Origin of the sequence: Methylogaea oryzae, from assembly GCF_019669985.1 — a bacterium.
GTDB classification, from domain to species: Bacteria; Pseudomonadota; Gammaproteobacteria; order Methylococcales; family Methylococcaceae; genus Methylogaea; species Methylogaea oryzae.
The window spans coordinates 3,496,445-3,522,093 of the sequence record NZ_AP019782.1 but is presented as its reverse complement, the minus strand read 5'-3'; the positions used below and the strand labels follow the sequence as shown (position 1 = coordinate 3,522,093).

The following is a 25,649-nucleotide window of genomic DNA, read 5'->3' as shown; positions in this document are numbered from 1 at the left end:
AAGAGGTATTAACGACGATGAGCGAAGCCGACAATTCCACAGTCTCCACCGTTTCTCCCACGCCTCCCGCCGCCTGGGAGCGGGACGTGCTCGAAAAAGTGCTGCTGGCCGCCGTGGACGAGCAGCGCCGGGCGCGCCGCTGGAGCAACTTTTTCAAATTGCTGTTGCTGGGGTACTTGCTGGTCGTGTTGCTGCTGGTTTGGCATCCGTTCAAGGATGGCGCCATCGTCGACGGCAAAAACCACACGGCGGTTATCGACATCGCCGGCGTCATTATGGAAGGGGCGGACACCAGCGCCGATCCCATCATCGATGGCTTGCAGGCCGCCGCCAAGGACGAGCACACCAAGGGCATCATCCTGCGCATGAACAGCCCCGGCGGCAGCCCGGTGCAGTCGGCTTACATCTACGACGAAGTGCGCCGCGTCAAAAAAGAGCATCCCGGCCTGCCCATTCACGCGGTGGTGGAGGACATTTGCGCTTCCGGCTGCTACTACATCGCGGCGGCGGCCGATAAGATTTACGTCAATCCTTCCAGCGTCGTCGGTTCCATCGGCGTCATCATGAGCGGCTTCGGTTTCGTGGAAACCCTCAACAAGCTGGGCGTGGAACGGCGCACCATGACGGCCGGCGCCCACAAGGCCATTTTGGATCCCTTTTCCCCGGTCAACCCGGAGGAAAAGCAACACGTGCAGGGCGTCATCGACAACGTGCACCGCTTGTTCATCGACGCGGTCAAGCAAGGGCGCGGGGACCGCTTGAAGGACAATCCCGACCTGTTCTCCGGCCTGTTGTGGTCCGGCGAACAAAGCATACCGCTGGGGTTGACCGACGCCGTCGGCACCACGCGCGGCGTGGCCAAGGAGGTGATCGGTGCGGAGGAGTTGGTAAACTTCACCCCGAGGGATTCCTTGCTCGACCGCTTGGCCCAGCGCATGGGCGCCAGCGCCGGCCGCGCCTTGCACAGCTTGGTCAACGACGTGTCGTTGCGTTAAAACGATCGCCTTTAATCCGGGGACCAACACCGATGCAGCGATTCGCCGCCGCCTCTAGCATAATCTTCACGGCCCTGCTGCTGGCCGTTCCTTCGGCGTGGGCGCGGCCGGTGGATTGGCAGCCGGCGGCCATTTCCGACGACCATACTTCCTGGTTGTTCCTGGACCGGTCCAGCATCGTCCGCAAGGATAAAAAAGTCAGCGTTCGCGTCCTGTTGGAATACGACCAGCCGCAGCCCGGCATGGTGGAAACCAACAACGTGCCGTATCGGCGGGTGCGCAGCCTCATGTCGTTCGACTGCGACGCCAAAACCCTGCTGCTGCTGGAAGAGGAATATCTGGACGGCGAGCAGCAGCTGCTGGGGCAGCTCGACGCTTCCGCCGCCACTTGGGATCCCGTGTTGCCGGAATCGCTCATCGAGCCGGTGTACGACGCGGTTTGCACGAAGAAATAACCACCATCGCCCGTTCGGTGCGCGGGTGCGAATCACACGAGGAGCTGCGCCATGCAACGTAAAATCGCCGTCCTGACCGTATGCTTGTCGCTGACCGCGCCGGCCGTTTGGGCGGACGCCTCGACACCCGCCAAGGGCATACTCGAGCAAACCTACAAAAACACCGTCCAGGCCGGGAAAAATGCCGGCGAAAAAGCCATCCGCCAGGAGGCGGAGCAGCGGTTGGCGCCGGCGCGGGAAAAGCTGGACCAGGCCAAGCAGGCCAAGGACGCTTTGCAACAAGACCGCCAGCAGCTCCAGGACGCCGTCAAGCAACAGAAAAACGCTGTCAAACAGCAGAAGAAACAAATGAAGGACGCCCTGGATTTGCTCAAGGGCGGGCGTTAAGGCCGCCCGAGCAATTCGCCGCTTCCCAGCGCCGCCCAACTAGCATTTAATTCGTCAAACCATTGCCGCGAGTTTATCCACGCCATGAGCCAACAAAAACTGAACGATGTCATCCACGAGCTGAAAAACCAAATCGCCAGCCTGGAAGTGAGCGATGCCCAGGCCAAGCAAAAACTGCAATCCTTGGTGGAGGGGCTGGAAGAGAAGCTGCGTAGCCCGGCCGATGCCGGCCATCACCATGGGTTGGTGGAAGAGGTGCGCGATTCGGTGGAGCATTTCGAAGTGGAGCATCCCCGTATTACCGCCATCCTCAACGACCTGATGATGACCCTGAGCAACATGGGCATCTAAAGCCCGGAGCCCTTGCGCCATGTCCGTTCCGGCACCAGCCGAAAAATCCGTTCTCATCACCGGCTGCTCCAGCGGCATCGGCTATTGCGTCGCCAAGGGCCTGAAGGCGCGCGGCTATCGGGTATTCGCCACGGCGCGCAAGGCCGAGGACGTGGCGCGGCTCAAGGCCGAGGGACTGGAGAGCTGCGTGCTGGACGTGTCCGACTCGGCCTCCATCCGCCAAGCGCTGGCTTGGGTGTTGGAGCAGACCGGCGGCACGCTGTACGCGCTGTTCAACAACGGCGCCTACGGCCAGCCGGGCGCGGTGGAGGATTTGTCCCGGGACGTGCTGCGCCGGCAGTTCGAAACCAACCTGTTCGGCTGGCACGAGTTGACCTGCCTGGTGCTGCCCGTCATGCGGCGGCAGGGGTATGGCCGCATCGTCCAGAACAGTTCGGTGCTGGGCTTCGTCGCCATGAAATACCGAGGGGCGTACAACGCCAGCAAATTCGCCCTGGAAGGCCTGACCGACACCCTGCGGCTGGAGCTGAAAGGCACCGGCATCCACCTGTCCCTGGTGGAGCCCGGGCCCATCCTCAGCAAATTCCGCGACAACGCCTATCAACACTATAAGCAGGGCATCGATCCGACCCACAGCGCCCATCGCTTCGCCTATATGGCCATCGAGGAGCGCTTGCTGAAGGAAGGCCCGGCGGTGCCGTTCACCTTGGGGCCGGAAGCGGTGCTGAAGGCGGTGATCCACGCCTTGGAGGCCAAGCGGCCGAAACTGCGCTATTACGTCACCTTCCCCACCCATTTGTTCGCCTTCCTGCGGCGCATCCTGCCGTTCCGCTGGCTGGACTGGATCGTGGGCAAGGTGTAGCGGTTCGTCCCGCTTTCGATCTTGCCCGGGCGCCCACGCGCACCGATTCAGTCCGGCATCGGATTTTGCGCGGGGACTTCGGCTCCCTCTTCCTGTTGAACTCCCCCGTGCATCGCTTTTGCCGCAGCCGCGCGGTTTTGGAAGTCCTGGTAGGCGGGAATGGCAACAGCGGCCATGATGCCGATAACGGCGATCAGCATCAGTCCGCCTGCGCCGGGCGCGCCGCCCACGCGCGGCACGAACAGGGCGAACAGATAGGCCAGCGGATTGCGCGCCGGCATTTGCGGTTCCCGCCGTTGGGCCAGCTGCAACAGCGCCGACATGCGCTTGCTCAGCCACGGATAGTCCGAGCACAGCTCGTGGAAAGACATCCAGAAGCCGGCATGTTCGCTGGCTTGATGGGCGTATTCGTCCTGCCGCAGGGTTTTCCAGCGTTTGCCGCCCGCTGCCAGGGCGGCCAAGCCGAAACGGGCGTCCTCGGCGCTGCGGCAGCAGGCCAGCCCATGGCGGTCGCACGTACTTTCGCAGGCGCGGGCGTATGCGGCTCCCAGCAGGGGAAGCCAGCTAACCGGCAGCAGCAGCGTTTTCCACATCAAGTGCTTGCGCTTGATGTGGCCCAGCTCGTGGCCGATATAAAAATCCATGGCGTCGGGCCGGTCGTCCAGTGCATCCACCACGTCGGAATACAAGGCGATGTAATGTTTGCCGAGAAAGCGCGTGGCGAAGGCATTGAATATGCCGCCCTCGTGCAGCAAAAACGCCTGGGGCGCTTCCATGTCGAGCTGCTTGGCGCCGCGTTGGATGCGTTCGTGCAAGTCGGGAAATTGCGTCGGACTGATGGCTACCGTGTTGCCCTTGAGGTAGGCGATCAAACCGGACTGGGCAAACAGGTAAAACACAAAACCCGCCAACAGGTAGAGCAGCGCCGTTCCCAGCGTGCCGACGATCAGCGCCAGCCAAATGGGAATCGCCAGCAGCAGCAAAATGGCGAACAGCGTTTTTTCCTTGGGGTAAACCAGGTCCATGTTTCCTCCTCGTTGCCTTCATGGGGTGTCGTCAGGGGCACGCAGACGGCCCCGGACCGCAGTACACCGCGTCGTCGGCTCGCCGTCAAGGCGATGCGCGGCTACCCGTGGCGCCGCCCGAAGGCTACGGTATTTCTGACTGAATTTGTGTACAATTGCGCCGGTGCATCGCGGGCGGCTTTGGGCCGCCCCGCCCGATTCCTTCCCCATTACATTCGTTTAGGAGGTTCTGATGAGCGTACTCGTTGGCAAAGCCGCCCCCGATTTTTGCGCTGCCGCCGTGCTGCCCTGTGGCACCATCGTGGACAGCTACCAGTTCAGCAAGGAAACCGCCGGCAAATACGCCGCCGTGGTGTTCTACCCGCTGGATTTCACCTTCGTCTGCCCGTCCGAACTGATCGCCCTGGATCACCGCGTCGATGAATTGAAGAAGCGCGGCGTGGAAGTGATCGGCGTGTCCGTGGACTCCCAGTTCACCCACAACGCCTGGCGCAACACCCCCATCGACAAGGGCGGCATCGGCCCGTTGAAGTACACCCTGGTGGCCGACGTTTCCCACGCCATCTGCAAAGCCTATGACGTGGAAGTGGAAGGCGCCGCCGTGGCTTACCGCGGTACTTTCCTCATCGACAAGTCCGGCAAAGTGCGCCACCAGGTGGTCAACGACCTGCCGCTGGGCCGCAACATGGACGAGCTGATCCGCATGGTGGACGCCCTGCAGTTCCACGAAGAGCACGGCGAAGTCTGCCCGGCCGGCTGGACCAAGGGTAAAGACGGCATGAAGGCCGATCCGCAAGGCGTGGCCGACTACCTGGCGAAGAACGCTTCCGGCCTGTAATTCAAGCCGTTCGAAGCGAAAAAAAGGCGCTGCTCGGGCAACCGGGCAGCGCCTTTTTCGTAGGGGCGGATCAGCCGGCGTTGTCGCTCTGGCCGGATTTCACTTTCAGCAAGACGAACTGGCGCAGCAGCACCACAACGACGACGCCGACCAAGGTCGGCGCCAAGCGGGCGATGATGGAGGAGCCTTCGCTGGTGATGTGGGGGTTTTTGATCATGGGATTGACCACATAGGTCCACAACCCCATGGGCAGGTAATAGAAAATGGTGCCGGCGATGGCCCAGGAAAACGGTTCTGCGCCTTTGGATTCGGCGGTTCGGTAAAACCAGATGGCAACCAGTATGGCGATGATGCCCCCTAAAATGCGCATGGCCTTCTCCTCTATGGTGAGTGATTCGGTTTTGTTATGGATTTGGAGCGGACGGGGGATTCTATAACCTAACCGGAAGGTTGGGAATACGCGCCCCTCGGCGCTTGCGCGGCGCCGGGCCCGGTGTGGTATGATCGTATACCATCCTTATGGGATAGCCTCCGCGGGTGTAGCTCAGTTGGTAGAGCCCCAGCTTCCCAAGCTGGTTGTCGCGAGTTCGAATCTCGTCGCCCGCTCCATCTTCCTCCGTTTTCGTTTCCGGCCGAGCCCTCGGCGCCCGAAAATCGCGTTTCGCTAGTCCCTATCCCATCGCCGTGATGTTCCGGCGCGCCGGCGTTTGCCGTTCGGCCATGCCCATGGGCTGATGCGCGCATTTAAAGCTATATACAGGATGCCTCTTCAAAACTTAAAATCGCTGTCCTGAATCAAACGCCGAATCATTGCGTTGTGCGCAATGCCGCAATTCAAGGACCTTTCATGGACGCGTTGTTTGCGCCGGGTATCTTCCTGCTGTCTCGTATTTCTTATGGCGCCAGGCACGCCTTGCTCGGATGGCTGTTTCTGATCCAGGCCGGCCTGATGGTTTACGCCTATCAGCGCGAATGGGGCTGGTTGCTGCAAGCCGCCGAAACGGCGAACTTTCCCTCCGCCGGCTCGCTATTGGGCCGCAAGTCCGATTTGCTCCTGTTCGTGGGCTTGTCGTCGTCGGCTTGGTTGTATTTGTCGGCCTGCCACCGCCGCCATACCGCGAATCTGATCGACGCCATGGATCGGGCCGCTCAGGCGCTGGCGCGGGGAGACATGACGGCGGCGGTCGATTTCGCGCAATTCGGTCGGTGCGACGAGTTGGCCGGCTTGGCGAAACGTATTAACGCCGTCGGCACGGAGTTCGGCCGCACCGTGCAAGCGTTGGGCGCTTCCGTCGCCGAGGTTTATAGCGCCGCCCGGGAACTAAGCGCCATGTCCAGCCGCGGCAGCGATGCCACCGATCGGCAAAGCCAGGCCGTCGCCGCCATCGCCGCGGCCATGGAGCAAATGACCACCAGCGTCGGGCAAGTGGCGCTGCAAGCGAAAACCACCCAGTCGATCGCCGCCCAATCCAGCGAGTTTTCCGCGGCGGGTCGGGAAACCGTGCTGAGCAGTGGCCGAAGTATGGAAAAAATCGCCGGGGATATCGACGGTTCCGTGGCGCAGGTGCGCGCCTTGGCGGCGGAATCGGAGCAAATCGGGCGACTGATGCAGATGATCGCCGGCATCGCCGACCAAACCAATTTGCTGGCGTTGAATTCCGCCATCGAAGCGGCCCGCGCCGGTGAGCATGGACGCGGATTTGCCGTGGTGGCGGCCGAGGTGCGCAACCTGGCGTCCCGTACCCACCAAGCCGCCGCCGAAGTGGCGGGAGTCATCGACAGCATTCAAAAGAGCGCGGCGGACGTAGCGCGGCGCATGCAGTCCATCCAGAGGGACGTGGCGATCGGCGTGGACATGTCCGGCGTCGCCGGCGAGCAGCTGGCGCAGGTCCGGCAAGGGGCTGGGGAAACCGAATCCCATATGCGCGAGATCACCCTGGCCATCGACGAGCAGAATCGGGCTTGTAGCGACATTGCCATGCACGCGCAGGACATCAGCCGTATGGCGGCGGACAACCAGCAGATGCTGGAGGAGTCCGAGTCGACGGCCCAATACATGGTTCAGCTGTCCAAAAATATGCTGGCCGTGGTGAGCGGCTGAAGATCGGAGAGGTGGGCCAATGTCGTTGAGCGTCGTGGAAATCGTCTTGCTGCTTACGGTCGGCGGCTGGTTGCTGTTGCGGCATTTCGGCAACCGCTACGAAGACAGCCGCCGCCGCCGGTCCGCCATGGATTACGTGTTGCTGCTGCGCCGTTTGCTGGAACACCTTCCCCAGCACCGCGGCATGGCCAATGCGCTATTGCGCGGCGATGCCTCGTTTCGCGACAAGCTGCAGGCGATGCAGGCCACGGTGAGCCGCGACCTGCGCGAGATCGAACGGCATCCGTCCCATAGCGACACGGCGCGCTGGCGCCGTATCAAGGCCGATTGGGAGACGCTCAGTGCGGGCGTCGCCTCGTTGGAGCCGCAGCAAAGTTTCGCGCGGCACACCCAATTGATCGCCCAGGCCATATTTTTGTTGGACGACGTCGATAAAGCGCACGATCTGGCCGTCGATTTGCGGGACGGCGCGGGCGATTTGCTGATGGCGGCCATAGGCCGGTTGCCCCGCTTGATGGAGGCGGTGGGGCAAGCTCGCGGCATCGGTTCCGGGGCCGCGGCCGAAGGGCGCACGACCACGGCCACGCGGGTCAAGCTGTTGTACCTGGACGACCAAATCGGCACGGTGGCGCAGGCGACTTTCCAAGGTTTGGAAGCGGCGTTGCGCGGCGGGCGGGGCGTGCAAGGAGGATTGGGGCCGGATGCCGTGGGCCAAAGCCGCAAACTCGTCGATGAGTTTCGGGCCATGCTGCAAAACGAGTTGCTCGGCCGGGAGCGTATCCGCATCGCCGCCGGCGACTATTTCGCCGGCGGTACGCGCGTTATCGAAGATGGGCTGGGCTTGTTCGATGCCATGGTGGCTTTGGCCATCGGCCAAGCGGGCCGGTTGGAACTGCAGCGGCGCGCCAGCTATCGGCAGGCGTGGGGCTTTTTTCTGGCGTTCGCCGCGGCCAGCATCGGCGCGGGTCTGTCGTTGGGCGCGGCCTGAGGGCGATCGCGGCGCGCGCTGCGTCGCCGTTTAGTCCAGCGCCATCACCCCGTCCATTTCCACCCCGGCGCCCCGCGGCAGAGCCGCCACGCCGATGGCGGCGCGGGCCGGGTAGGGCTGGGCGAAGTATTCGGCCATGATTTCGTTGACCAACGGGAAGTGGGCCAGGTCGGTGAGGAAAATATTGAGTTTGACCACATCGCCCAAGTCGCCGCCGGCGGCTTCCGCCACGGCTTTGAGGTTGTCGAACACGCGGCGGATTTGCGCCGCCATGTCGCCTTCCACCATGGTCATGGTTTCCGGCACCAGGGGGATCTGGCCCGACAGGTAAACCGTATTGCCTACTTTCACGGCTTGCGAATAGGTGCCGATGGCTTTGGGGGCGAGGTCGGTGTGGATGATTTGTTTGCTCATGGCGGCCTTCGTTAAGTTTTTGCTCGGGAAATCTTCAGCACCACCGGCAGTTTGCGCAGCTCGCGCATAACGCCGGCCAAATGCACCCGGTCCTTGACCGTCAGGGTGATGAAGTCGGTGGAGGTTTGCGCGTCCTGGTTGACCATGGACACGTTTTCGATGTTGCAACCCATGCGCGAAATGGTGGAGGCGACCTCGGCCAGGGTGCCGCGCTTGTTGACCAGCTCCAAGCGGATTTCCGCGGCGAATTCGCCGGCCGCCTGTTTGTCCCATTCGACTTCCAGCCAACTGGTCTGCTTTTTCTTGCGGAACTCCGTGGCGTTGTTGCAATCCAGCTGGTGTACCACGATGCCCTTGCCGGGATTGAAGAAGCCGATGATGGCGTCGCCCGGTATGGGCCGGCAGCAGCGGGCGAGGCTGACCACCATGCCTTCGGTGCCGCGGATGATGAGGGGCGAATAGGCGGCGCGGCTGGAGCCTTCGCCGCGTTCCCGCTCGTTCGGCGTGCCGGCGCGCGGGGCGCCGTCCTGCAACAGTCTTTGCGCCACCAACAAGGGCAGGCGATTGCCCAGGCCGATGTCTTCCAGCAGGGCATCCAGGTTGGGGAGATGGAATACTTTGAGGGCTTCCGCCAGCTTGTCGGCGGAAATGTCGGCCAGCACGGCGTCGTGGCTGCCCAGTTCTTTTTCCAACAGGTGCCGGCCCAGGTCGATGGCTTCCTGTTGTTGGAAGTCCCGCAGGCTGGACCGCACCGCGGAGCGCGCCTTGACGGTCGCCACGCAGTTGAGCCATTGGGGGTTGGGGCGCGCCCAGGTGGAGGTGATGATCTCCACCGTCTGGCCGTTCTGCAGCACGGTCTGCAGCGGCGCCGGGCGGCGGTCGATGCGGCCGGCGGTGCAGTGGTTGCCCACATCGGTGTGCACGGCGTAGGCGAAGTCCACCAGGGTGGAGCCGCGCGGCAGCTTGACGATTTTGCCCTTGGGGGTGAAGACGAACACTTCCTTCTGGAACAGGTCCACCTTGAGATTGTCGAGGAACTCCATGGAGTCGCCGGCGTTCTTCTGGATTTCCAAAAGCTCCCGCAGCCATTCGTGCACCCGCGCTTGTTCGTGCTCGGACTTGTACAGCCAGTGGGCGGCGATGCCCGATTCCGCCACGCCGTGCATTTCCCGGGTGCGGATCTGGATCTCCATGGGCAGGTCGAAGGGGCCGGCCAGCACCGTGTGCAGGGACTGGTAGCCGTTGGCTTTGGGCAGGGCGATGTAGTCCTTGAAGCGGCCCGGTACCGGCTTGTAGAGGTTGTGCACCACGCCCAGGGCGCGGTAGCTGTCGTCCACGCTGTCGGTGATGATGCGGAAGGCGTAAACGTCGAACACATCCTGCATGGTCAAATGCTTGTCACGCATTTTCTCGTACAGGCTGAGCAGGTGTTTTTCGCGTCCCAGCACTTCGCAGTGCAGGCCGCTTTCCTGCAAGCGCGTGTCGATGGCGGCGCGGATTTTCGCCACCACTTCCTTGCGGTGGCCGCGCGCTTTGCGCACCGCCTGGTCCAATACCTTGTAACGCAAGGGGTACAGCGCGGCGAAGCCCAGGTCTTCCAGTTCCAGCCGTACCTGGTTGATGCCCAAGCGGTTGGCCAGGGGGGCGTAAATTTCCAGCGTTTCCCTGGCGATGCGCCGACGGCGTTCCGGCGACATGCCGCCCATGGTGCGCATGTTGTGCAAACGGTCGGCCAGTTTGACCATGATGACCCGCAAGTCCTTGACCATGGCCAGGAACATTTTGCGGACGTTCTCCGCTTGGGCTTCCGCCTTGGTTTTGCCGTCCAGCTGGGTCAGCTTGCTGACGCCGTCCACCAGCTCCGCCACTTCGTTGCCGAACTCTTCCGCCAGTTGCTCCTTGGTGGCGGGGGTGTCTTCGATGACGTCGTGCAGCACGGCGGCCATCAGGCCGTTGTGGTCCATGCGCATGCCGGCCAGGATGATGGCGACGGAGAGGGGGTGGCAGATATAGGGCTCGCCGCTGACGCGGTATTGGCCCTGATGATATTGAGCGCCGAATTGATAGGCTCGATAGATGTCGTCTACCTGTTTCGGTTCCAGGTAGACGGCCGCGGCCTCGCACAGCTGGGCCGCCAGCCTGTCTTCCAGCGGCTCCTCGATCTGCAATGCGGTGGATGCCGCTTCGGTCATGGGAGTATGTTCCGCGTCAACCGGCCGTCGGTTGGGGCTCAGAAGCCGTTGTCGTCGATGATTTCCACGGGCGGCGGCGGCGGGCGGCGCACGATGGGCGGTTCTTTATCGACGGTTTCCTGGTTCACCACGCCGGCGGCGATTTCGCGCAACGCCACCACGGTGGGCTTGTCGGTGCCGGCCGGCACCAGCGGCGTGGCGCCGTGCATGACCTGGCGGGCGCGCTTGGAGGCCAGCAGGATCAGGTGGAAACGGTTATCGACTTTGTCTAAGCAGTCTTCTACGGTTACGCGTGCCATGGACACATCTCCTGTATTCGGTTTGCCGATGAAAACGGCCGGGTGAGGCCCGGCCGTTGGGGATGGGGTTATTCTAACCGATGGAAGCGCCGATTAACTCGGCGCTTCCATGGCCGCAACGGATCAACCGCCGCGCGCTTCCAGCGCTTCCACCGCGGGCAGCTTCTTGCCTTCCAGGAATTCCAGGAAAGCGCCGCCGCCGGTGGAGATATAGGACACCTTGTCGGCGATGTTGTACTTGGCCACCGCCGCCAGGGTGTCGCCGCCGCCGGCGATGGAGAAGGCGGGGGATTCGGCGATGGCCAGGCCCAGCGCCTTGGTGCCTTCGCCGAACTGGTCGAATTCGAACACGCCCACCGGACCGTTCCAGACGATGGTGCCGGCGGTCTTCAACAGCTCGGCGTATTGCTTGGCGGTTTCCGGACCGATGTCGAAGATCATTTCGTCGTCGGCCACTTCGTTCACCTTCTTCACCACGGCAGGCTCGTTGGCGTCGAAATTCTTGCCTACCACCACGTCCACCGGCACGGGGATTTCGCCGCCCTTGGCCTTGGCCGCCGCCATCAGGCGCTGGGCTTCGGCGACCAGGTCTTCCTCATAGAGGGACTTGCCGACGTTGTGGCCGGCCGCCTTGATGAAAGTGTTGGCGATGCCGCCGCCGACGATCAGCTGATCGACGATGGTGGACAGGGAGTCCAGCACGGTCAGCTTGGTGGACACCTTGGAGCCGCCGACGATGGCGACCATGGGGCGGGCCGGGTTGCCCAGGGCCTTGCCCAGGGCGTCCAGCTCGGCCGCCAGCAGCGGGCCGGCGCAGGCTTCCGGGGCGAACTTCGTTACGCCGTGGGTGGAGGCTTCGGCGCGGTGGGCGGTGCCGAAAGCGTCCATTACATACACGTCGCACAGGGCGGCGTATTTCTGCGCGGTTTCGTCGACGTTCTTCTTCTCGCCCTTGGTGAAGCGCACGTTTTCGAACAGCACCACGTCGCCGTCGTTGAGGCTGAAGCCGCCGTCCAGCCAGTCCTTGATCACCGGCACTTCCTTGCCCAGCAGTTTGGACAAGTGGCGCGCCACCGGCTTGGTGGAGTTTTCTTCGCTGTATTCGCCTTCGGTGGGGCGGCCCAGGTGGGAGAACAGCATCACCTTGGCGCCGGCTTCCATGGCATGGCGGATGGTGGGCAGGCTGGCGCGGATGCGGGTGTCGTCCGCCACTTCGCCGTCTTTCAAGGGTACGTTCAAGTCTTCGCGGATCAATACGCGTTTGCCACGCAGATCCAGATCGGTCATTCGCTTGATCGCCACGCAATTACCTCATTTAGCTAGGTATAAAAAAAGTGCACGAGACGCCGGTTTTCGACGTTTCGTAAACCACCGGAAATCTTAGGATCCGCCGACGGATACCGGCAAGCGGCGGATATGCATCGTCGCGACGGGCAATTATGCTTGGCTTTCCCGCCACTTGATGGAGCAGCCCATGCTGGGAATTTGTTGCGCCGGGCCGCGGCCGGTTAGGGCCACCTGCTTCATGGCCTCGAATAAATCGCGGCGCACGCTGTCGGGGGCGGCGTCCTTGCGGCTTTCGTCGAGCCGGCCGCGATATTGCAATTCCAGGTCGGCGTTGTAGCCGAAAAAATCCGGCGTACAAACGGCGCCGTAGGCTTTGGCCACTTGCTGGGACTCATCCAGCAGATAGGGGAACGGAAACCGGAATTGTTCGGCGACGATTTTCATGTTGTCCAGGGAATCCTCCGGATATTCGCTGGGATCGTTGGACATTATCGCCACCGCGCCGACGCCGTAATCTTTCAATTCAAGGGTATCCCGGACGATGCGTTCGCGAATCGCCTTGACATAGGGGCAATGGTTGCAGATGAACATGACCAACAAGCCGTTGGGCCCGCGGCATTGCTCCAGGCTCCAGTTGCGGCCGTCCACCCCGGGCAAGGCGAAGTCCACCGGTTTGCGGCCGAAGTCACACACAGGGGTTTCCATTCTTACCATAAGAGCTTTACACGAGTACGAAAGCGGTGAAATGATACCAACATTTTAGCGGTCCGTCTTAAGCCGGCTGGCGTCGCGCTATATTTTGATCCCTGCAAAACCATAACAGAATGAATACGGATATGGCCTCGATAATGCGATCACTGTTACTGCTGCTTTGCTTCGCCGCCGCCGCCCACGCGGAGGACGCGCCGGCACCCGCCAGCGCCGACGTGCGCATCGTGATCGACGTATCCGGCAGCATGAAAAAGACCGATCCGCTCAATTTGCGGGTGCCGGCGCTCAAATTGCTGGTCAGCCTGTTGCCGGCCGATGCCCAGGCCAGCCTGTGGCTGTTTGCGGACGAGCCCCAGTTGTTGCTGCCTCTGGGGAGGACGGACAAAGCTTGGAAGGCCCAGGCCTTGGCGGGGGCCGATAAAATCCACTCGCGCGGCTTGTTCACCGACATCGAGGCGGCGCTGAACCAAGCCAGCGAAGATTGGAAAACGGCGAGCTCCCTGGCGGGCAAGCGTCACTTGATCATCCTGACGGACGGCATGGTGGACGTTTCCAAGGACAGCAAGCAAAGCGCCGAATCTCGCCAACGGCTCATTGATGAAACCACGCCAAAGCTACAGCAGCTGGGCGTGAAAGTGCACACCATCGCCTTGTCGAACCAGGCGGACATGGAGTTGCTGAAAAAACTGTCCCAGGATACCGGCGGATGGCATGAAGCCATCGAAGCGGCCGAACAGCTGGAGCGGATGTTCGCCAAGGTGGTGGCCAAGACCACCCCCCACGACACGGTGCCGCTGCAAGGCAATAAATTCAACGTCGATCCCAGCATTCAGGAGTTTTCGCTGTTGGTGTTCCTCGGCCAGGGCGCCGAACCCACCAAGCTGGTGCGTCCCGATAAGATGGAAGTCAGCGAAATCATGCTGCAGCCCAATGTGCACTGGCGCCACGAGCAAGGCTACGATCTGATTACCGTAGAGCACCCTCAGCCCGGCGAATGGCAGTTGGTCGCCAAGACCGATCCGGACAACCAAGTGATGGTGGTCACCGATTTGAAACTGGTGGTGAAGGATCTGCCCAATTACGTGACCAAGGGCGATGCGCTGAATATCTCTGCGCACTTTACCGACAAGGAAGGCGATATCACCAAGGACGAGTTTCTCAAGCTGATCAGCCTGCGCGCCAAGGACTCCGTCGGGGGCGCGGAAACGGCGGTAGCGCCGGATGCCGCCAAGCCGGGGTATTTTTCCGCGGCGATCAAGGATCTGACGCCGGGTAAACACACGTTGCTGATTACGGCCGACAGCCAAACCTTCAAGCGCGAAGTGATCCACAACCTGGAAGTGGTGGAGCAATTGGTGTCGTCCCAGGTGACGGTGGACGCAGCCGCCGATCCGCCGCAGTTGACCGTGACCCTGACGGGCAACAAGGACGTGTTGGACATCAAGAGCATGCGCATCATGGCCAAGCTCAGTAATGCCTATGGCCAAAACACCGACGTGATGGTGCCGGGTAGCGAAGGCTCCTGGAAGCTCAAGCTGCCGGTGCCTTCGCCCCAGGAGCTGCTGACCATCAACTTTGCCGTGACGGCAAAGACCTTGCAGGGCAAAGACATCAGGCCCAGCGTGCCCTCGCTGGTGCTCAATACGCAGACTCTTGCCGAGTTGACGGCGCCGCCCGCGGAAAAGGCGCCGCCACCGCCTCCGAAGGAGGAGGCGCATAAAGCCGAGCCGCCTCCCTCGGCGCCCGCCGAAACGCCTAAGCCGGAGGCCGCCAAAAAGCCCAACTGGCTGGTGACCACCATTGCCGCGGGACTGATCAACCTGGTATTGGCGGTGGGCGGCTGGTACGGCTACCGGGTATACAAGAAACGCGTGAGCGCCAAGCAGGCGTCTCTATTGGACGATCTCGCCCCTGCCAATCCCAAGGAATAAGGCGGCGTATAAAATAACCGCGGGATTAAGGGCAATCCATGCTGCAAATCGATTCGTTGACTTTCGTGTTGTTGTCGGAACTGACCATCGGTTTGGTTCTGGGCATCCTCGCTTACCTGATTTGGCTTTTCGGGCGCAAAAGGCGCGAGCGGGCGATCGTGCGGGACTTTATCGAGAGCCTCAAGGAAACGGAGCAGGATCGAATCGAGGAGCTCAAGCAACGCTTGAGGGACACCACGACGGCCAGCGATGAGGTGTTGGCCGTCGTGCTGGACGAGTTCAATTTGCAGGAAAACACCTTGTACAAACAGGTGATCGAGGTTTTCCTGCATCGCAACATGAAAAGCGTAATGGACATCGACACCCGCATTCGCGCCATTACCGAGCCGTTTTGCAAGCTGCTCGCCGACGCCAAGGGTGGCGACGAGGCGGTATTGCGGGATTTGACCAAGGCGCGGCGGCTGATGGAGGAGCAAAACGTCCGCATTACCCGGTTGCGTTTCGAGGCCAACCAGCTGTCCGAGCAGCTCGCCACCGCCTTGGAGACCTTGGACGAGGTGTCCAGCGAATACCAAAAGATGTTTGGTGCGTCGAAAAGCGCGGAAGAGCTGGAGGTTAGCCAGAAAAAAGTTCTCAACATATTTAGACAGGCGGAAATGAGGATCAAGCAAATCACCCTCAATAAAGACGACAGCAGCGCCGCGGCGGAAGCGGAAGCTGAGGCTGAAGCCATCGCGGAGGCGGAGGCTTAGTATGCCCGAGGCCTTACAGTGGCTGTTGCTGGAACTCGGCGTGATGCTGGCGTTGGTGCCCAGCGTCATCGCTTTCATGCAATGGCGCCGCCGCCGCGCTATCGAACGGGCGCTCAGAGCGCTGTCGCAGCAGATAAAGCAGTCCGAGGCGGAGCGTAAGCAAGCGTTGATGGGCGTTTTGGCCAGTGCCCACCACATAACGGACGCGCAAGGCGCGGAAGTGGCGGATCGCTTGATTCGCTCCGAACGCACGTTCTTCCGCCATTGCTTCAATGTGATGCTGTCCCAGGATGCGGACGCCCTGGAGGGATTTAGCCAGAATTTGTATAAGACGCTGGACGATTATCTGCGCAGGTGCGCCGCCGATGCGCCGCGGCCGGCGTCGACGCTGAAGCCGTCGGCTCCGGTTGTCGCCGCTGCCGCTGTTGCCGCCGCCGTTGCCGAGCCCGACGACGTGTTTAACGCTTTAGGCACAGAGCTGACTATGACGCCGGCATTGCCCGCGGCGGCCATGGAGGCGGCCACGGAAGAAGTGGATTGGAACGCCGCCTTTGCCGAGTTGGACGAAGGGGGCGCGAGCGCGGCCGCGGCCGTTCCCGCCGCTTCCCATGATCAGGCGCCCGCCGCTGCTCCCATGGCGGAAACGGTGGTGGCCGCCGGAGAAGACCTCAGCCAGGACGACTTGGACAATCTTTTGAACATGCTGGGCTCCGAGCCGCAGGCGGCGGAGCCGGCCGCCATCAGCGACGACGATATCATGGCTCAATGGGGGGCCGCTCTGGAGCCTTCGGCGGAGGCCGACAAGCCGGCCGAGGCCGATACGTTCGATTTGGGGTGGGACGACGCGTTTCTGGAAGAAACGGTCAGGATCAAACCGGAGGAGCCGACGAAAGACTCATAACCAAGCGGCGGCTAACAACAGCGCGCCGCAGCCGGCCGCCAGCACCGCCGGCAAATCCTCCAGCCTTCCCGCCGCAGCCAGCACCGCGCCGCTCACCAGCAAGGCCGCGCCGCCGATGGCGGCCACGGTGCGGCGCTGGTTGCGGCGCAATTCCTGGCGCAGTTCGTCCACCTGGGGCGAACGCCAGCGCAGGGACAAATCCCCTTCCGCCGCGTCGCGCAGCACCCGGTAAGCCAAGCCCGGCAATTCCGGCGCTTGCGACACCCATTCCGGAAAACGCTCCTTGACCCGCTTCACGGTGGCTCTGGGGCCGATGCGGTCTTTGAACCAGTTTTCCAGGAAAGGCTTGGCGGTTTGCCACAGGTCCAGTTGCGGATAAAGCTGGCGTCCGAGCCCTTCGATGTTGAGCAGGGTTTTCTGCAGCAGCACCAGTTGCGGCTGCACTTCCATGTCGAAGCGGCGCGCCGTTTGGAACAGGCGCAGCAGCAGCTGGCCGTAGGAGATTTCGCTCAACGGCTTTTCGAAGATCGGCTCGCACACGGCGCGGATGGCCGACTCGAACTCTTCCACCCGGGTGTGGGCCGGCACCCAGCCGGATTCCACGTGCATTTCCGCCACCCGCCGGTAATCGCGGTTGAAGAACGCCATGAAGTTTTCCGCCAGGTAGTGCTGGTCGGCCTTGCTGATGGTGCCGACGATACCGAAATCCACGGCGATGTATTGGGCGTTGGGGGCGACGAAAATATTGCCCGGATGCATGTCGGCGTGGAAGAAGTTGTCGCGGAACACCTGGGTGAAAAAGATTTCCACGCCGCGCTCGCCCAGCAGCTTCATGTCCACGCCCTGGCGCCGCAGCTCGGCCACGTCGCCCACCGGCGTGCCGTAGATGCGCTCGATCACCAGCACCCGCCGCCGGGTCAGCGGCCAATGCACTTTCGGCACGTAGAGGATGGGCGAATTGTCGAAGTTGCGTCGCAGTTCGGAGGCGTTGGCCGCTTCGCGCACCAGGTCCAGCTCGTCGAAAATGATTTTCTCGAACTCGGCCACCACTTCCACCGGCCGCAACCGCTTCGCCTCCGGCCAGAAACGCTGGGCCATGCGGGCCAGTTCGTACAACAGCGCCAAGTCCTGGCGGATGGTTTTCTCCACGTCGGGACGCAGCACTTTGACCACCACGTCCTGGCCGTCGTTCAGCTGGGCGGTGTGCACCTGGGCGATGGAGGCGGAGGCCAGCGGGGTGTCGTCGAAACGGCGGAAGGCGGCGGCGATGGGCTGCTGCAGCTCGCTCTCGATGATGCGGCGCGCGTCTTCCACCGGGAAGGCCGGCACCCGGTCCTGTAGTTTGACCAGCTCGTCGGCCACGTCTTCCGGCAGCAGGTCGCGGCGGGTGGACAGGGTCTGGCCGAACTTGACGAAAATAGGCCCCAGATCCTCCAGCGCCAAGCGGATGCGCTCGCCGCGCGGCTTGTGCCGGCCGCCCATCCAGCCGCCGGGCGTGAGGGGGCGCAGGAAGCGCACCGGGCGGAATAGGTGGGTGGCGAGGATCAGGTCGTCCAGGCCGTGGCGGGCCAATACCCAGTGGATACGCAGCATGCGCTGCGCCAGTTTCGGATTCACCATGAGCTGTCTCAGTCGCCGGATAGGGCCGCGCGCAGGCGGGCGGTTCGAGCTTCCAGCCGGTCCACGTCGGCGCGCAAGCGGTCCACGTCGCCGTAGAAGGCGTCGGCTTCCAGGGCGGCGGGCAGGTCGCGGCTTTCTTCCTGGAGGAATTCCGCTAAATTGAGGCGGAAGGTTTTGTGGGCTTCGCTGAGCCAGTGACGGCCAGCGCGGACCATGCCGCCGAGCTGGCTGGCCAGCAAGTCGCCGGTGAGGTGGGAGACATGCTCTTCCCAGTCGATGTCCAGTTTGTCGAACAGGCGTTGGAAGTGGCGGGCGACGTGCATATCGCCGGTAACGGCGACTCGCCCGGCGAACAATTCGCCGTGGGAATCGGCGCTCAAACCCAGCTGGGCGAAGGCCGCCGGGCTGCCGCGCAGGGTCACGTCCACCGGCCCCAGCCACTCCTGCAGTATTTGCACGGAGCCTTCGCCGGGGCACAGGTACAGCGTCCAGTCGAACGGCGTCAGCACCAGGGCGATGGTTTTGCCGTCGAGGGGCGCTATCAGCTTGGCGCTGTCGGGGTCCAGGGACAGATAGGTTCCCAGGGCCGTCTCGACCGCGCCGGCCAGCAGCGCCGGCCAGGCATTGCCGCCCTTAGAACTTGTAGCCGCGATGGATGGCGACGACGCCATGGGTAAGATTGAAGTATTCACAGCGTTCAAAACCGACCGTCTCCATCATCGCTTTGAGTTTTTCCTGATCCGGGTGCATGCGGATGGATTCGGCCAAGTAGCGGTAGCTTTCCGCGTCGTTGGCGATCATCTTGCCCAGCGCCGGCAACAGCTTGAAGGAATAGGCGTCGTAAACCTTTTTGAACGGGCCTTCCGGCGGGTGGGAGAATTCCAGCACGATGAGGCGGCCGCCCGGCTTCAGCACCCGGTACATGGAGGCCAGGGCGGCCTCCTTGTGGGTGACGTTGCGCAGGCCGAAAGCGATGCAGACGCAATCGAAAGTGTTGTCGGGAAACGGGATTTTTTCCGCGTCGATCTGCACGAAGCGCACGCCGCCCACCACGCCTTCGTCCAGCAAGCGGGAGCGGCCCTGGTTGAGCATGGCGGCGTTGATGTCGGACAGCACCACTTGGCCGCTGTCGCCCACCCGTTCGCGGTAGAGCTTGGTCATGTCGCCGGTACCGCCGGCCAAGTCCAGCACTTTGTCGCCGTGGCGCACGTTGCTGAGCTGGATGGCGATGCGCTTCCAGATGCGATGCACGCCCATAGACATGAGGTCGTTCATCAAATCGTACTTGCCGGCCACGGAGTCGAATACGCTCCGCACCAGTTTGGCTTTATCGCCTTCCGGCACCTGGCGGAAGCCGAAATGGGTGGTGTTTTGGTCGTTCATGGGGTGGTCTGGTTTGAATCCGTGGTTTGCTTGCGCGGTTGGCCCGCTTGTTCCAGCATGGCTAGGTATTGGCCCCACAGCGTTTCCTGGTGCTGGCCCAGCTTGTACAGCGTTTCCCAAGTGTAGATGCCGCTGTCGTGGCCGTCGCTGAAAGTGGGTGCGATGGCGTAATTGCCGACCGGGCGCACCGATTGGATGGTAACGTCTTCCTTGCCGGTCTGCAAAACCTCCTGGCCCGGCCCGTGGCCGCGCACTTCGGCCGAGGGCGAGTAGACCCTGAGGTATTCGTAGGGCAGCTCGAAGCGGGCGCCGTCGTCGAAGCGCACTTCCAGCACCCGCGACTGCTGGTGCAGCTTGATTTCCAGAGGCGTGGCGGTCACAGGATGTAACGGCTCAGGTCTTCGTCGCGGGCCAGTTCGGACAGCTGTTCGTCCACGTAGACCTCGTCGATGGTGACGGTTTTGCCGGCGTGGTCGGCCGCGTCGAACGAAGCGCCTTCCAGCAGCCTTTCCAATACGGTGTGCAGGCGGCGCGCGCCGATGTTCTCGGTGCGCTCGTTCACTTCCCAGCTGATTTCGGCGATGCGGGCGATGCCGTCCTCGGTGAAGCGCAAATTAACGCCCTCGGTGGACATCAGCGCTGCGTACTGTTCGGTGAGGGAGGCGCTGGGTTCGGTGAGGATGCTGATGAAATCGTCCACCGACAGGGCTTCCAATTCCACGCGGATGGGGAAGCGGCCTTGCAGTTCCGGGATCAAGTCGGACGGCTTGGTCAGGTGGAAAGCGCCGGAGGCGATGAACAGCACGTGGTCGGTTTTGACGATGCCGTGCTTGGTGGTGACGGAGCTGCCTTCCACCAAAGGCAGCAAGTCGCGCTGCACGCCTTCCCGCGATACTTCCGCGCCGCCGTGGTCGGAACGCTTGCAGATCTTGTCGATCTCGTCGAGGAAGACGATGCCGTTCTGTTCCACGGCGGACAGGGCGCGCAGCTTGATTTCCTCTTCGTTGACCATCTTGGCCGCTTCTTCTTCCTTGAGCTGCTTGAAGGCCTCTTTGACGCGCAGCTTGCGGGTGCGGGTGCGGTTTTGCGCCATGTTCTGGAACAGGCCCTGCAACTGCTGGGACATTTCTTCCATGCCGGGCGGGGCCATGATTTCCACGCCCATGGATACGCCCTGCACCTCGATTTCGATTTCTTTGTCGTCCAACTCGCCGGCGCGCAGCTTCTGCTTGAATTTTTGCCGGGTGGCGGAGTCGGGCGGTTCCGCCTCGCTGCCCCAGGATTCCGCACGGGGCAGCAGCACGTCGAGGATGCGGTTTTCCGCCGCTTCTTCGGCGCGGATGGCCACTTTGGCCATTTCCTCCTGGCGGGTCATCTTCACCGCGATGTCCACCAGGTCGCGGACGATGGATTCCACGTCGCGGCCCACATAGCCCACTTCGGTGAACTTGGTGGCTTCCACCTTGATGAACGGCGCGTTGGCCAGCTTGGCCAGGCGGCGGGCGATTTCGGTCTTGCCGACGCCGGTGGGGCCGATCATGAGGATGTTCTTCGGCGTGATTTCCTCGCGCAGGGCGGCGTCCACCTGCATGCGCCGCCAGCGGTTGCGCAGGGCGATGGCCACGGCGCGCTTGGCGGCGGCCTGGCCGACAATGTGTTTATCCAGTTCGTGGACGATTTCGCGGGGCGTCATGGCGGTCATTCCGGCTCCTTGGCGCAATCCAGTTCTTCGATGGTGACGTTATGGTTGGTGTAGATGCACACGTCGGCGGCGATGCTGAGGGACTTCTCCACGATGGCGCGGGCGGAAAGCTCGGTGTTCTCCAGCAGAGCGCGGGCGGCGGAGTGGGCGAAGGGGCCGCCGGAGCCGATGGCGATCAGGCCGTATTCCGGCTCGATGACGTCGCCGTTGCCGGAAATAATCAGGGACGACTTGGCGTCGGCCACCGCCAGCAGGGCTTCCAGCCGGCGCAGGGCGCGGTCGGTGCGCCAGTCCTTGGCCAGTTCCACGGCGGCGCGGGCCAGGTTGCCGCGGTGCTTTTCCAGCTTGCCTTCGAAGTGCTCGAACAGGGTGAAGGCGTCGGCGGTGGCGCCGGCGAAACCGGCGATGACGCGCTCGTGGTACAGGCGCCGCACTTTGCGGGCATTGCCTTTCATGACGGTGTTGCCCAAGGTGACCTGGCCGTCGCCGCCGATCACCACGCTATCGGCGCGGCGCACACAAACGATGGTGGTGCCGTGAAAAGATTCCACGTGTTAGAGCCTCGCTAAAAATTCGTCGGGAACGAGCTGCATTCTACCCGAAGGCTGCCGAGCCGAAGCCGGCCATGCAAAACGGCGCATTTTACACGATTTTTAGTCGCTCCCGTCCGCCGCCACCTGGCAACGGTCGCGGCCGTCGTTTTTGGCGCGGTAAAGGGCGCGGTCGGCGCGCACGAATACCGTGTCCGGCGTATCGCCGGGCTGAAAACAGGCGATGCCGCAGGAAACGGTGATGGGGATGGGCGTGCCTTCCGAATTGAATCCGCAGTTCTTTACCGCGTTGCGCAGGTTTTCAGCCAAAGCGGCGGCGGTGACGGCTTCGGTGCCGGCCAGCAGCATGACGAATTCTTCGCCGCCGTAGCGGGCGATGAAGTCGCTTTCCCGAATGCCGCTGGCCAGGACGTGGCCGATGATGGCGATGGCCTTGTCGCCGGCGCGGTGGCCGAAACGGTCGTTGATGGCTTTGAAGTGGTCGATATCCCACACCAGCATGCAAAGCGGCCCGCCGAAACGGCGCCAGCGCACGTATTCCTGCTTAATGCGCTCGTCGTAGGCGCCCCGGTTGGGGAGCGCGGTGAGGGAGTCGATCAGGGCCGTGTGATGGGCCACCCGCAATTTGGTGCGCAATTCGCCGGCTTCCAGTTCCATGCTTTGCAAGCGGCTGGTGAGGCCTTGCAGTTGCTGTTCCATTTCCTTGACCCGTTTCGTTTCCCTTTGCCGGTAGCCGCTGATTTGGCGCGCGATGGCGTCCAGGCGGCTGTGCAACAAGCCTTTTAGCTGGGTCAGGTCGGTCGCGCCCTGGGCGCTGCTGCGCAGCTCTTCCATATGGCCGCTGAAGGCGGTGTTCATGGCCTCGCCCTCCCTGGCCACCTCGCTGGTCATAGCCGCCACGCCGTCGGCCTGGATTTCCATTTCGGTGAGTTTGTCGGTGATGTTGGCGAGGAATTCCTCGATTTCCCGCTGTTCCTTCTGGATATTGGTTTTGATGGTCCAGAGGAAGCCTACCAGGTCGTTCAGCACCGCCTCGATGTTGTCCGCGTCCAGCTCCGCCAGCAGCCGTTCTTTGAGGCGTCCGCTGCGTAGCTGTTCGGCGGCGGGGATTTCCAGGTTGTCCAGCAGGGCGATAAGGTTGCGCCGCAAAGTGGCGGCATCGATCTGTTTGCGGTTGCCGCCGAATAATTTGTTCAGGATGCCGGTTTTGGCCGAGGGCTTCGTGTCCTTTTCGCGGGAGTATTCCAGTTGCGACAGGGTGAAAAACAGCGCCTTGGCGTCGGCCAATTGGCCGCTTTCGAAACGTCCCCGCACGCGCCGCAGGTCGGCTTTCTCATCTTCGTCGGTGGCGCAGTATTCGAGGAATTGGAACAGCAAGGCGGCGTCCAGCGGCTTGCCTTGTCGTTCTATCCGGATAATGGACTCGGTGAGTTGATCCAGCTGTTGCAGCAATTTGGCGCTGTGTACGCCTTTGCGCACCAAGTCGCGTATTTGCGTCAGCTGGTTGTCGATGGTGGTGTCCAGGCCTTGGGTGGCCATGGTCAAGCGCACGATGGCCCGGCAGAGAATTTTCTCGTGGGTTTCCCAGTGCCGGCGCTGGGTGTCGATGTCGCTGGATAGCTGGGCGTATTTCGCTTTCCACGCCTGTTCGCCTGTGTCTGTCGCCATGGCTGTCCTCGTTATTTTTTTTATTGCTCGCGTCGGTCAAACCGCTATGGCTACGTTGGCCGGCAGTCCCATGTCCAGCGCGATGGGCAGGTGGTCCGAGCAGGCGAAATCCAGCACCCGCACGTTTTTTACCGGGAGATCCGGTTTAACCAGAATGTAGTCCAGCAGGCGGTGCGGCCGCCAGCTGGGAAACGATTTGACGCCCCGCATCGGGTTGACGAAGCCGCCTTTGTTTTCCAATAGGGTCAATTCTTGGCTGTGCGGCTCGCAGTTCAGGTCTCCCATGAGCACAGCGTAGGGGAGCGGGGCCAACAGTTCGCACAGGAAGTCGATTTGCCGTAGCCGGCCGCGCCGGCTCAACGCCAAGTGGGCCACGCAGACGCAAAATGCGTGCTTGGGGTCGTCGCCGTAGTGCGCCAGTATGGCGCCCCGGCCCGGGAGTCCGGGCAGGGGGAATTCCTCAATCCGCGTGGGTTTGTAACGGCTTAGCAAGCCGTTGCTGTGCAGGGCCAGCCAGCCGACCCGGCGGTTGATCTGATTATGCCAATAAGCGTAGTGGCCGTGCTCCGCCAAATACTGGGTTTGGACGACGAAGCGGCTGCGGGCGCCGCCGCCGTCCACTTCCTGCAGGCCGACGATGTCGAACGGCCGGAGCAGCTGGGCGATACGCGACAGATTGGCGGCGCGAGCCGGGGTGGGCAGCAGGTGCTGCCAGCCGCCGGTCAGGTAGTGGTGGAAGGCGCCGGTGCGTATGCCCGTTTGAATATTGAAGCTGGCAAGGCGCAGGCAGCGGGCGCCGTCGGCGGTGCCGTTCAGCGCCAGTTCGGCGCTGCTTAAAGCGCCTTGCTCCATGTTCACGTTAGTGTTTGGCTCCGGCCCGTTCTTGTTCGATGAGGGAGTTGAGGATGGCGATCAGGTTGGGATAGCTCTTGGCCAGTTTGCCGGTGAGGCGGTATTTGCCGTTGACCACCACCGTGGGCGTGCCGGTGACGCCGTACTCCGGTCCCATGGCTTGGGCCTGGCGCAGTTGCGTATCCACCGCGAAGGAGTGGTAGGCCTTGCGGAAATCCGCGTCCGCCACGCCGTGTTCGGCGAAGAATTTGGCGACGTCGTCTTCCTTCATCAGTTCGCGCTGCTTCTTTTGGATCGCCTCGTAAAAATCCGCGTGCAGCTTCTCCGCTACGCCCAGGGCTTCCGCGGTGAAATAGGCTTTCGCGTGGGCGCCCCAGCGTTCGTTGAAGATGGCCGGCTGGCGGATGAAGTTGACGTCCTTGGGCATCTTCGCCAGCCAAGCGCCGAGATCGGGCTCGAAATCCAAGCAGTGGGGGCAGCCGTACCAGAAGAATTCCCGCACCTCGATTTTGGCGGGATCTGCGGTCGGTTGCGGCGGCGTGATCAGTTCGTAGTCCACGCCGGCTTTGTATTCCTGCGCCACGGCTACCCAGGACCACAGCAACAACGCGGTAAATAAGATTCCCAAGCGTTTCATAACCCACGTTCCCCTTTGTAGAAGTTTGATTGGCCGCGACTCAACGGACGGCGGCATAAAGCCGCCCCGGCTTTCGGCGGCGGCTCGCTCCGCTTCCGCCGGATGCGCGGAAAGCGGTGTCGGCGTACGGGTTTACCGCTTGCCTGGCAAGCCCGCGATGTAATCGGCCAAAGCGTTCACTTCGTCCGTGCTCAGTTTGGCGGCGATGGTGCGAATGACCGCGTTGGCGTCGTTGGCGCGCGCCTGGGTTTTGAAGTCGCCCAGAGTTTTCGCGATATAGGCCGCGTGTTGTCCGGCCAAGGCCGGGTAACGCGCGGGCGCGTTGCCGGAACCGTCCGGGCCGTGGCACGCCGAGCACGCCGGTACGCCGGCCGCGGGGTTGCCCGACAGGTAAAGCCGCTTGCCCAAGGGTGTGTTGACCGGCGGCTCCGAGTGGATTTTTTGCGCCGCGTAGTAGGCCGCTATGTCGGCGATGTCCTGGTCGTTCAATCCCGCCGCAATGGCGTTCATGGTCGGGTCGGCCCGCTTTTGTTCGCGGAAGTCCATCAGCTGTTTGGCCAGGTAGCCGCTGTTTTGGCCGGCGAGTTTGGGGAAAATGGGCGTTTCGCTGTTGCCGGCAGCGCCGTGGCAACCTTCGCACATTTCCGCCTTCAGCCGTCCGTTGGACCCATTGCCCTCCGCCCAAGCCGTGCCGGCCAGCGTCGCCGCCAGCACAAAAAACGCCCATTGCATATTTTTCATCCGTCC

28 protein-coding genes and 1 tRNA gene are annotated in these 25,649 nt (G+C 62.5%); 12 read left to right on the top strand and 17 right to left on the bottom strand.

Translation table 11 applies throughout. The features are described 5' to 3' along the window. The first annotated feature begins 17 nt into the window (after nt 1-17). The 5 genes from sppA to K5607_RS15590 all read left to right on the top strand — a co-directional run bounded on the left by sppA (nt 18) and on the right by K5607_RS15590 (nt 3,050). A complete protein-coding gene (gene sppA, locus K5607_RS15610; protein ID WP_221047560.1) occupies nt 18-995 on the top strand; it encodes a signal peptide peptidase SppA in 978 nt (325 codons plus the stop codon). A 32-nt stretch (nt 996-1,027) separates the two neighbouring features. Next, nucleotides 1,028-1,450, top strand: coding sequence for a surface-adhesin E family protein (locus K5607_RS15605; RefSeq protein ID WP_054773510.1), 423 nt, complete (start codon nt 1,028-1,030; stop codon nt 1,448-1,450). 51 nt (nt 1,451-1,501) lie between these two features. After that, nucleotides 1,502-1,837, top strand: coding sequence for a hypothetical protein (locus tag K5607_RS15600; RefSeq protein ID WP_054773511.1), 336 nt, complete (start codon nt 1,502-1,504; stop codon nt 1,835-1,837). 84 nt (nt 1,838-1,921) lie between these two features. Continuing rightward, nucleotides 1,922-2,188 carry a DUF4404 family protein gene (locus K5607_RS15595; RefSeq protein ID WP_054773512.1) on the top strand — a complete coding sequence of 89 codons (267 nt, stop codon included), beginning with the start codon at nt 1,922-1,924 and terminating at the stop codon, nt 2,186-2,188. 19 nt (nt 2,189-2,207) lie between these two features. Continuing rightward, nucleotides 2,208-3,050, top strand: coding sequence for an SDR family oxidoreductase (locus K5607_RS15590; RefSeq protein WP_221047559.1), 843 nt, complete (start codon nt 2,208-2,210; stop codon nt 3,048-3,050). 47 nt (nt 3,051-3,097) lie between these two features. On the opposite strand, the gene K5607_RS15585 is transcribed toward K5607_RS15590, so the two are convergent. Beyond that, nucleotides 3,098-4,075: a M48 family metallopeptidase gene (locus tag K5607_RS15585; protein WP_082411500.1), complete on the bottom strand. Its 978-nt coding sequence runs from the start codon at nt 4,073-4,075 to the stop codon at nt 3,098-3,100. A 232-nt stretch (nt 4,076-4,307) separates the two neighbouring features. Here K5607_RS15585 and K5607_RS15580 point away from each other — a divergent pair, with 232 nt between their 5' ends. Next, nucleotides 4,308-4,913, top strand: a complete 606-nt coding sequence (locus tag K5607_RS15580) for a peroxiredoxin (RefSeq protein WP_221047558.1) — start codon at nt 4,308-4,310, stop codon at nt 4,911-4,913. A gap of 70 nt (nt 4,914-4,983) precedes the next feature. On the opposite strand, the gene K5607_RS15575 is transcribed toward K5607_RS15580, so the two are convergent. Continuing rightward, nucleotides 4,984-5,283, bottom strand: a complete 300-nt coding sequence (locus K5607_RS15575; RefSeq protein WP_221047557.1) for a hypothetical protein — start codon at nt 5,281-5,283, stop codon at nt 4,984-4,986. Between the two features lie 163 nt (nt 5,284-5,446). On the opposite strand from K5607_RS15575, the gene K5607_RS15570 reads away from it, so the two are divergent. From K5607_RS15570 to K5607_RS15560, 3 genes are all read left to right on the top strand, one after another. After that, nucleotides 5,447-5,522: transfer RNA gene (locus tag K5607_RS15570), tRNA-Gly, on the top strand. A gap of 238 nt (nt 5,523-5,760) precedes the next feature. After that, nucleotides 5,761-7,014 (top strand): methyl-accepting chemotaxis protein, encoded by a 1,254-nt coding sequence (locus tag K5607_RS15565; protein WP_156302414.1) that lies wholly within the window; start codon nt 5,761-5,763, stop codon nt 7,012-7,014. A gap of 19 nt (nt 7,015-7,033) precedes the next feature. Beyond that, a complete protein-coding gene (locus K5607_RS15560; RefSeq protein ID WP_221047556.1) occupies nt 7,034-8,002 on the top strand; it encodes a nitrate- and nitrite sensing domain-containing protein in 969 nt (322 codons plus the stop codon). Nucleotides 8,003-8,032: 30 nt separating this feature from the next. Here the strand turns inward: K5607_RS15560 and K5607_RS15555 are convergent, their stop codons facing one another. The 5 genes from K5607_RS15555 to K5607_RS15535 all read right to left on the bottom strand — a co-directional run bounded on the left by K5607_RS15555 (nt 8,033) and on the right by K5607_RS15535 (nt 12,887). Then, nucleotides 8,033-8,416: a RidA family protein gene (locus tag K5607_RS15555; RefSeq protein WP_221047555.1), complete on the bottom strand. Its 384-nt coding sequence runs from the start codon at nt 8,414-8,416 to the stop codon at nt 8,033-8,035. Between the two features lie 11 nt (nt 8,417-8,427). Next, nucleotides 8,428-10,608 (bottom strand): RelA/SpoT family protein, encoded by a 2,181-nt coding sequence (locus tag K5607_RS15550; RefSeq protein ID WP_221047554.1) that lies wholly within the window; start codon nt 10,606-10,608, stop codon nt 8,428-8,430. Between the two features lie 38 nt (nt 10,609-10,646). Further along, entirely contained in the window at nt 10,647-10,907 is a 261-nt protein-coding gene (rpoZ, locus tag K5607_RS15545; protein WP_082411693.1) for a DNA-directed RNA polymerase subunit omega, read from the bottom strand. A 123-nt stretch (nt 10,908-11,030) separates the two neighbouring features. After that, the gene (locus K5607_RS15540; RefSeq protein ID WP_221047553.1) at nt 11,031-12,209 is read right to left on the bottom strand and encodes a phosphoglycerate kinase; all 1,179 of its coding nucleotides are present in this window, start codon (nt 12,207-12,209) and stop codon (nt 11,031-11,033) included. A gap of 135 nt (nt 12,210-12,344) precedes the next feature. After that, on the bottom strand, nt 12,345-12,887 hold the full coding sequence (locus K5607_RS15535; protein ID WP_246598890.1) for a thioredoxin family protein: 543 nt from the start codon (nt 12,885-12,887) through the stop codon (nt 12,345-12,347). Between the two features lie 155 nt (nt 12,888-13,042). Between K5607_RS15535 and K5607_RS15530 the strand changes: the two genes are divergently transcribed. Genes K5607_RS15530 through K5607_RS15520 form a run of 3 tightly spaced genes read left to right on the top strand, consistent with a single transcriptional unit; the run spans nt 13,043 to nt 16,489 of the window. Beyond that, entirely contained in the window at nt 13,043-14,836 is a 1,794-nt protein-coding gene (locus K5607_RS15530) for a VWA domain-containing protein (protein ID WP_221047552.1), read from the top strand. 38 nt (nt 14,837-14,874) lie between these two features. Then, the gene (locus K5607_RS15525; protein ID WP_054774256.1) at nt 14,875-15,588 is read left to right on the top strand and encodes a hypothetical protein; all 714 of its coding nucleotides are present in this window, start codon (nt 14,875-14,877) and stop codon (nt 15,586-15,588) included. A 1-nt stretch (nt 15,589) separates the two neighbouring features. Continuing rightward, nucleotides 15,590-16,489, top strand: coding sequence for a hypothetical protein (locus K5607_RS15520; RefSeq protein ID WP_221047551.1), 900 nt, complete (start codon nt 15,590-15,592; stop codon nt 16,487-16,489). Here the strand turns inward: K5607_RS15520 and ubiB are convergent. The 10 genes from ubiB to K5607_RS15470 form a co-directional block, all read right to left on the bottom strand. Beyond that, nucleotides 16,484-18,109, bottom strand: coding sequence for a ubiquinone biosynthesis regulatory protein kinase UbiB (gene ubiB, locus K5607_RS15515; RefSeq protein ID WP_221047550.1), 1,626 nt, complete (start codon nt 18,107-18,109; stop codon nt 16,484-16,486). The genes K5607_RS15520 and ubiB overlap by 6 nt on opposite strands. 8 nt (nt 18,110-18,117) lie before the next feature. Continuing rightward, complete coding sequence (locus K5607_RS15510) at nt 18,118-18,780, bottom strand: ubiquinone biosynthesis accessory factor UbiJ (protein ID WP_221047549.1); 663 nt, start codon at nt 18,778-18,780, stop codon at nt 18,118-18,120. Continuing rightward, on the bottom strand, nt 18,743-19,492 hold the full coding sequence (gene ubiE / locus K5607_RS15505; RefSeq protein WP_221047548.1) for a bifunctional demethylmenaquinone methyltransferase/2-methoxy-6-polyprenyl-1,4-benzoquinol methylase UbiE: 750 nt from the start codon (nt 19,490-19,492) through the stop codon (nt 18,743-18,745). Before ubiE ends, K5607_RS15510 begins: the two co-directional genes overlap by 38 nt. After that, nucleotides 19,489-19,872 carry a gamma-butyrobetaine hydroxylase family protein gene (locus K5607_RS15500; RefSeq protein ID WP_054774425.1) on the bottom strand — a complete coding sequence of 128 codons (384 nt, stop codon included), beginning with the start codon at nt 19,870-19,872 and terminating at the stop codon, nt 19,489-19,491. Before K5607_RS15500 ends, ubiE begins: the two co-directional genes overlap by 4 nt. Then, nucleotides 19,869-21,194 (bottom strand): ATP-dependent protease ATPase subunit HslU, encoded by a 1,326-nt coding sequence (gene hslU, locus K5607_RS15495; RefSeq protein WP_054774424.1) that lies wholly within the window; start codon nt 21,192-21,194, stop codon nt 19,869-19,871. The genes K5607_RS15500 and hslU overlap by 4 nt, the downstream gene beginning before the upstream one ends. Next, on the bottom strand, nt 21,191-21,745 hold the full coding sequence (gene hslV, locus K5607_RS15490; protein WP_221047547.1) for an ATP-dependent protease subunit HslV: 555 nt from the start codon (nt 21,743-21,745) through the stop codon (nt 21,191-21,193). The genes hslU and hslV overlap by 4 nt, the downstream gene beginning before the upstream one ends. Before the next feature lie 102 nt (nt 21,746-21,847). Further along, nucleotides 21,848-23,413 (bottom strand): GGDEF domain-containing protein, encoded by a 1,566-nt coding sequence (locus K5607_RS15485; RefSeq protein ID WP_221047546.1) that lies wholly within the window; start codon nt 23,411-23,413, stop codon nt 21,848-21,850. Between the two features lie 36 nt (nt 23,414-23,449). Next, nucleotides 23,450-24,265, bottom strand: coding sequence for an endonuclease/exonuclease/phosphatase family protein (locus K5607_RS15480; protein WP_054773926.1), 816 nt, complete (start codon nt 24,263-24,265; stop codon nt 23,450-23,452). A gap of 7 nt (nt 24,266-24,272) precedes the next feature. Further along, nucleotides 24,273-24,902, bottom strand: coding sequence for a thiol:disulfide interchange protein DsbA/DsbL (locus K5607_RS15475; RefSeq protein ID WP_082411594.1), 630 nt, complete (start codon nt 24,900-24,902; stop codon nt 24,273-24,275). Nucleotides 24,903-25,034: 132 nt separating this feature from the next. Continuing rightward, nucleotides 25,035-25,634, bottom strand: a complete 600-nt coding sequence (locus K5607_RS15470; RefSeq protein ID WP_246598889.1) for a c-type cytochrome — start codon at nt 25,632-25,634, stop codon at nt 25,035-25,037. Between the last annotated feature and the right edge of the window lie 15 nt (nt 25,635-25,649).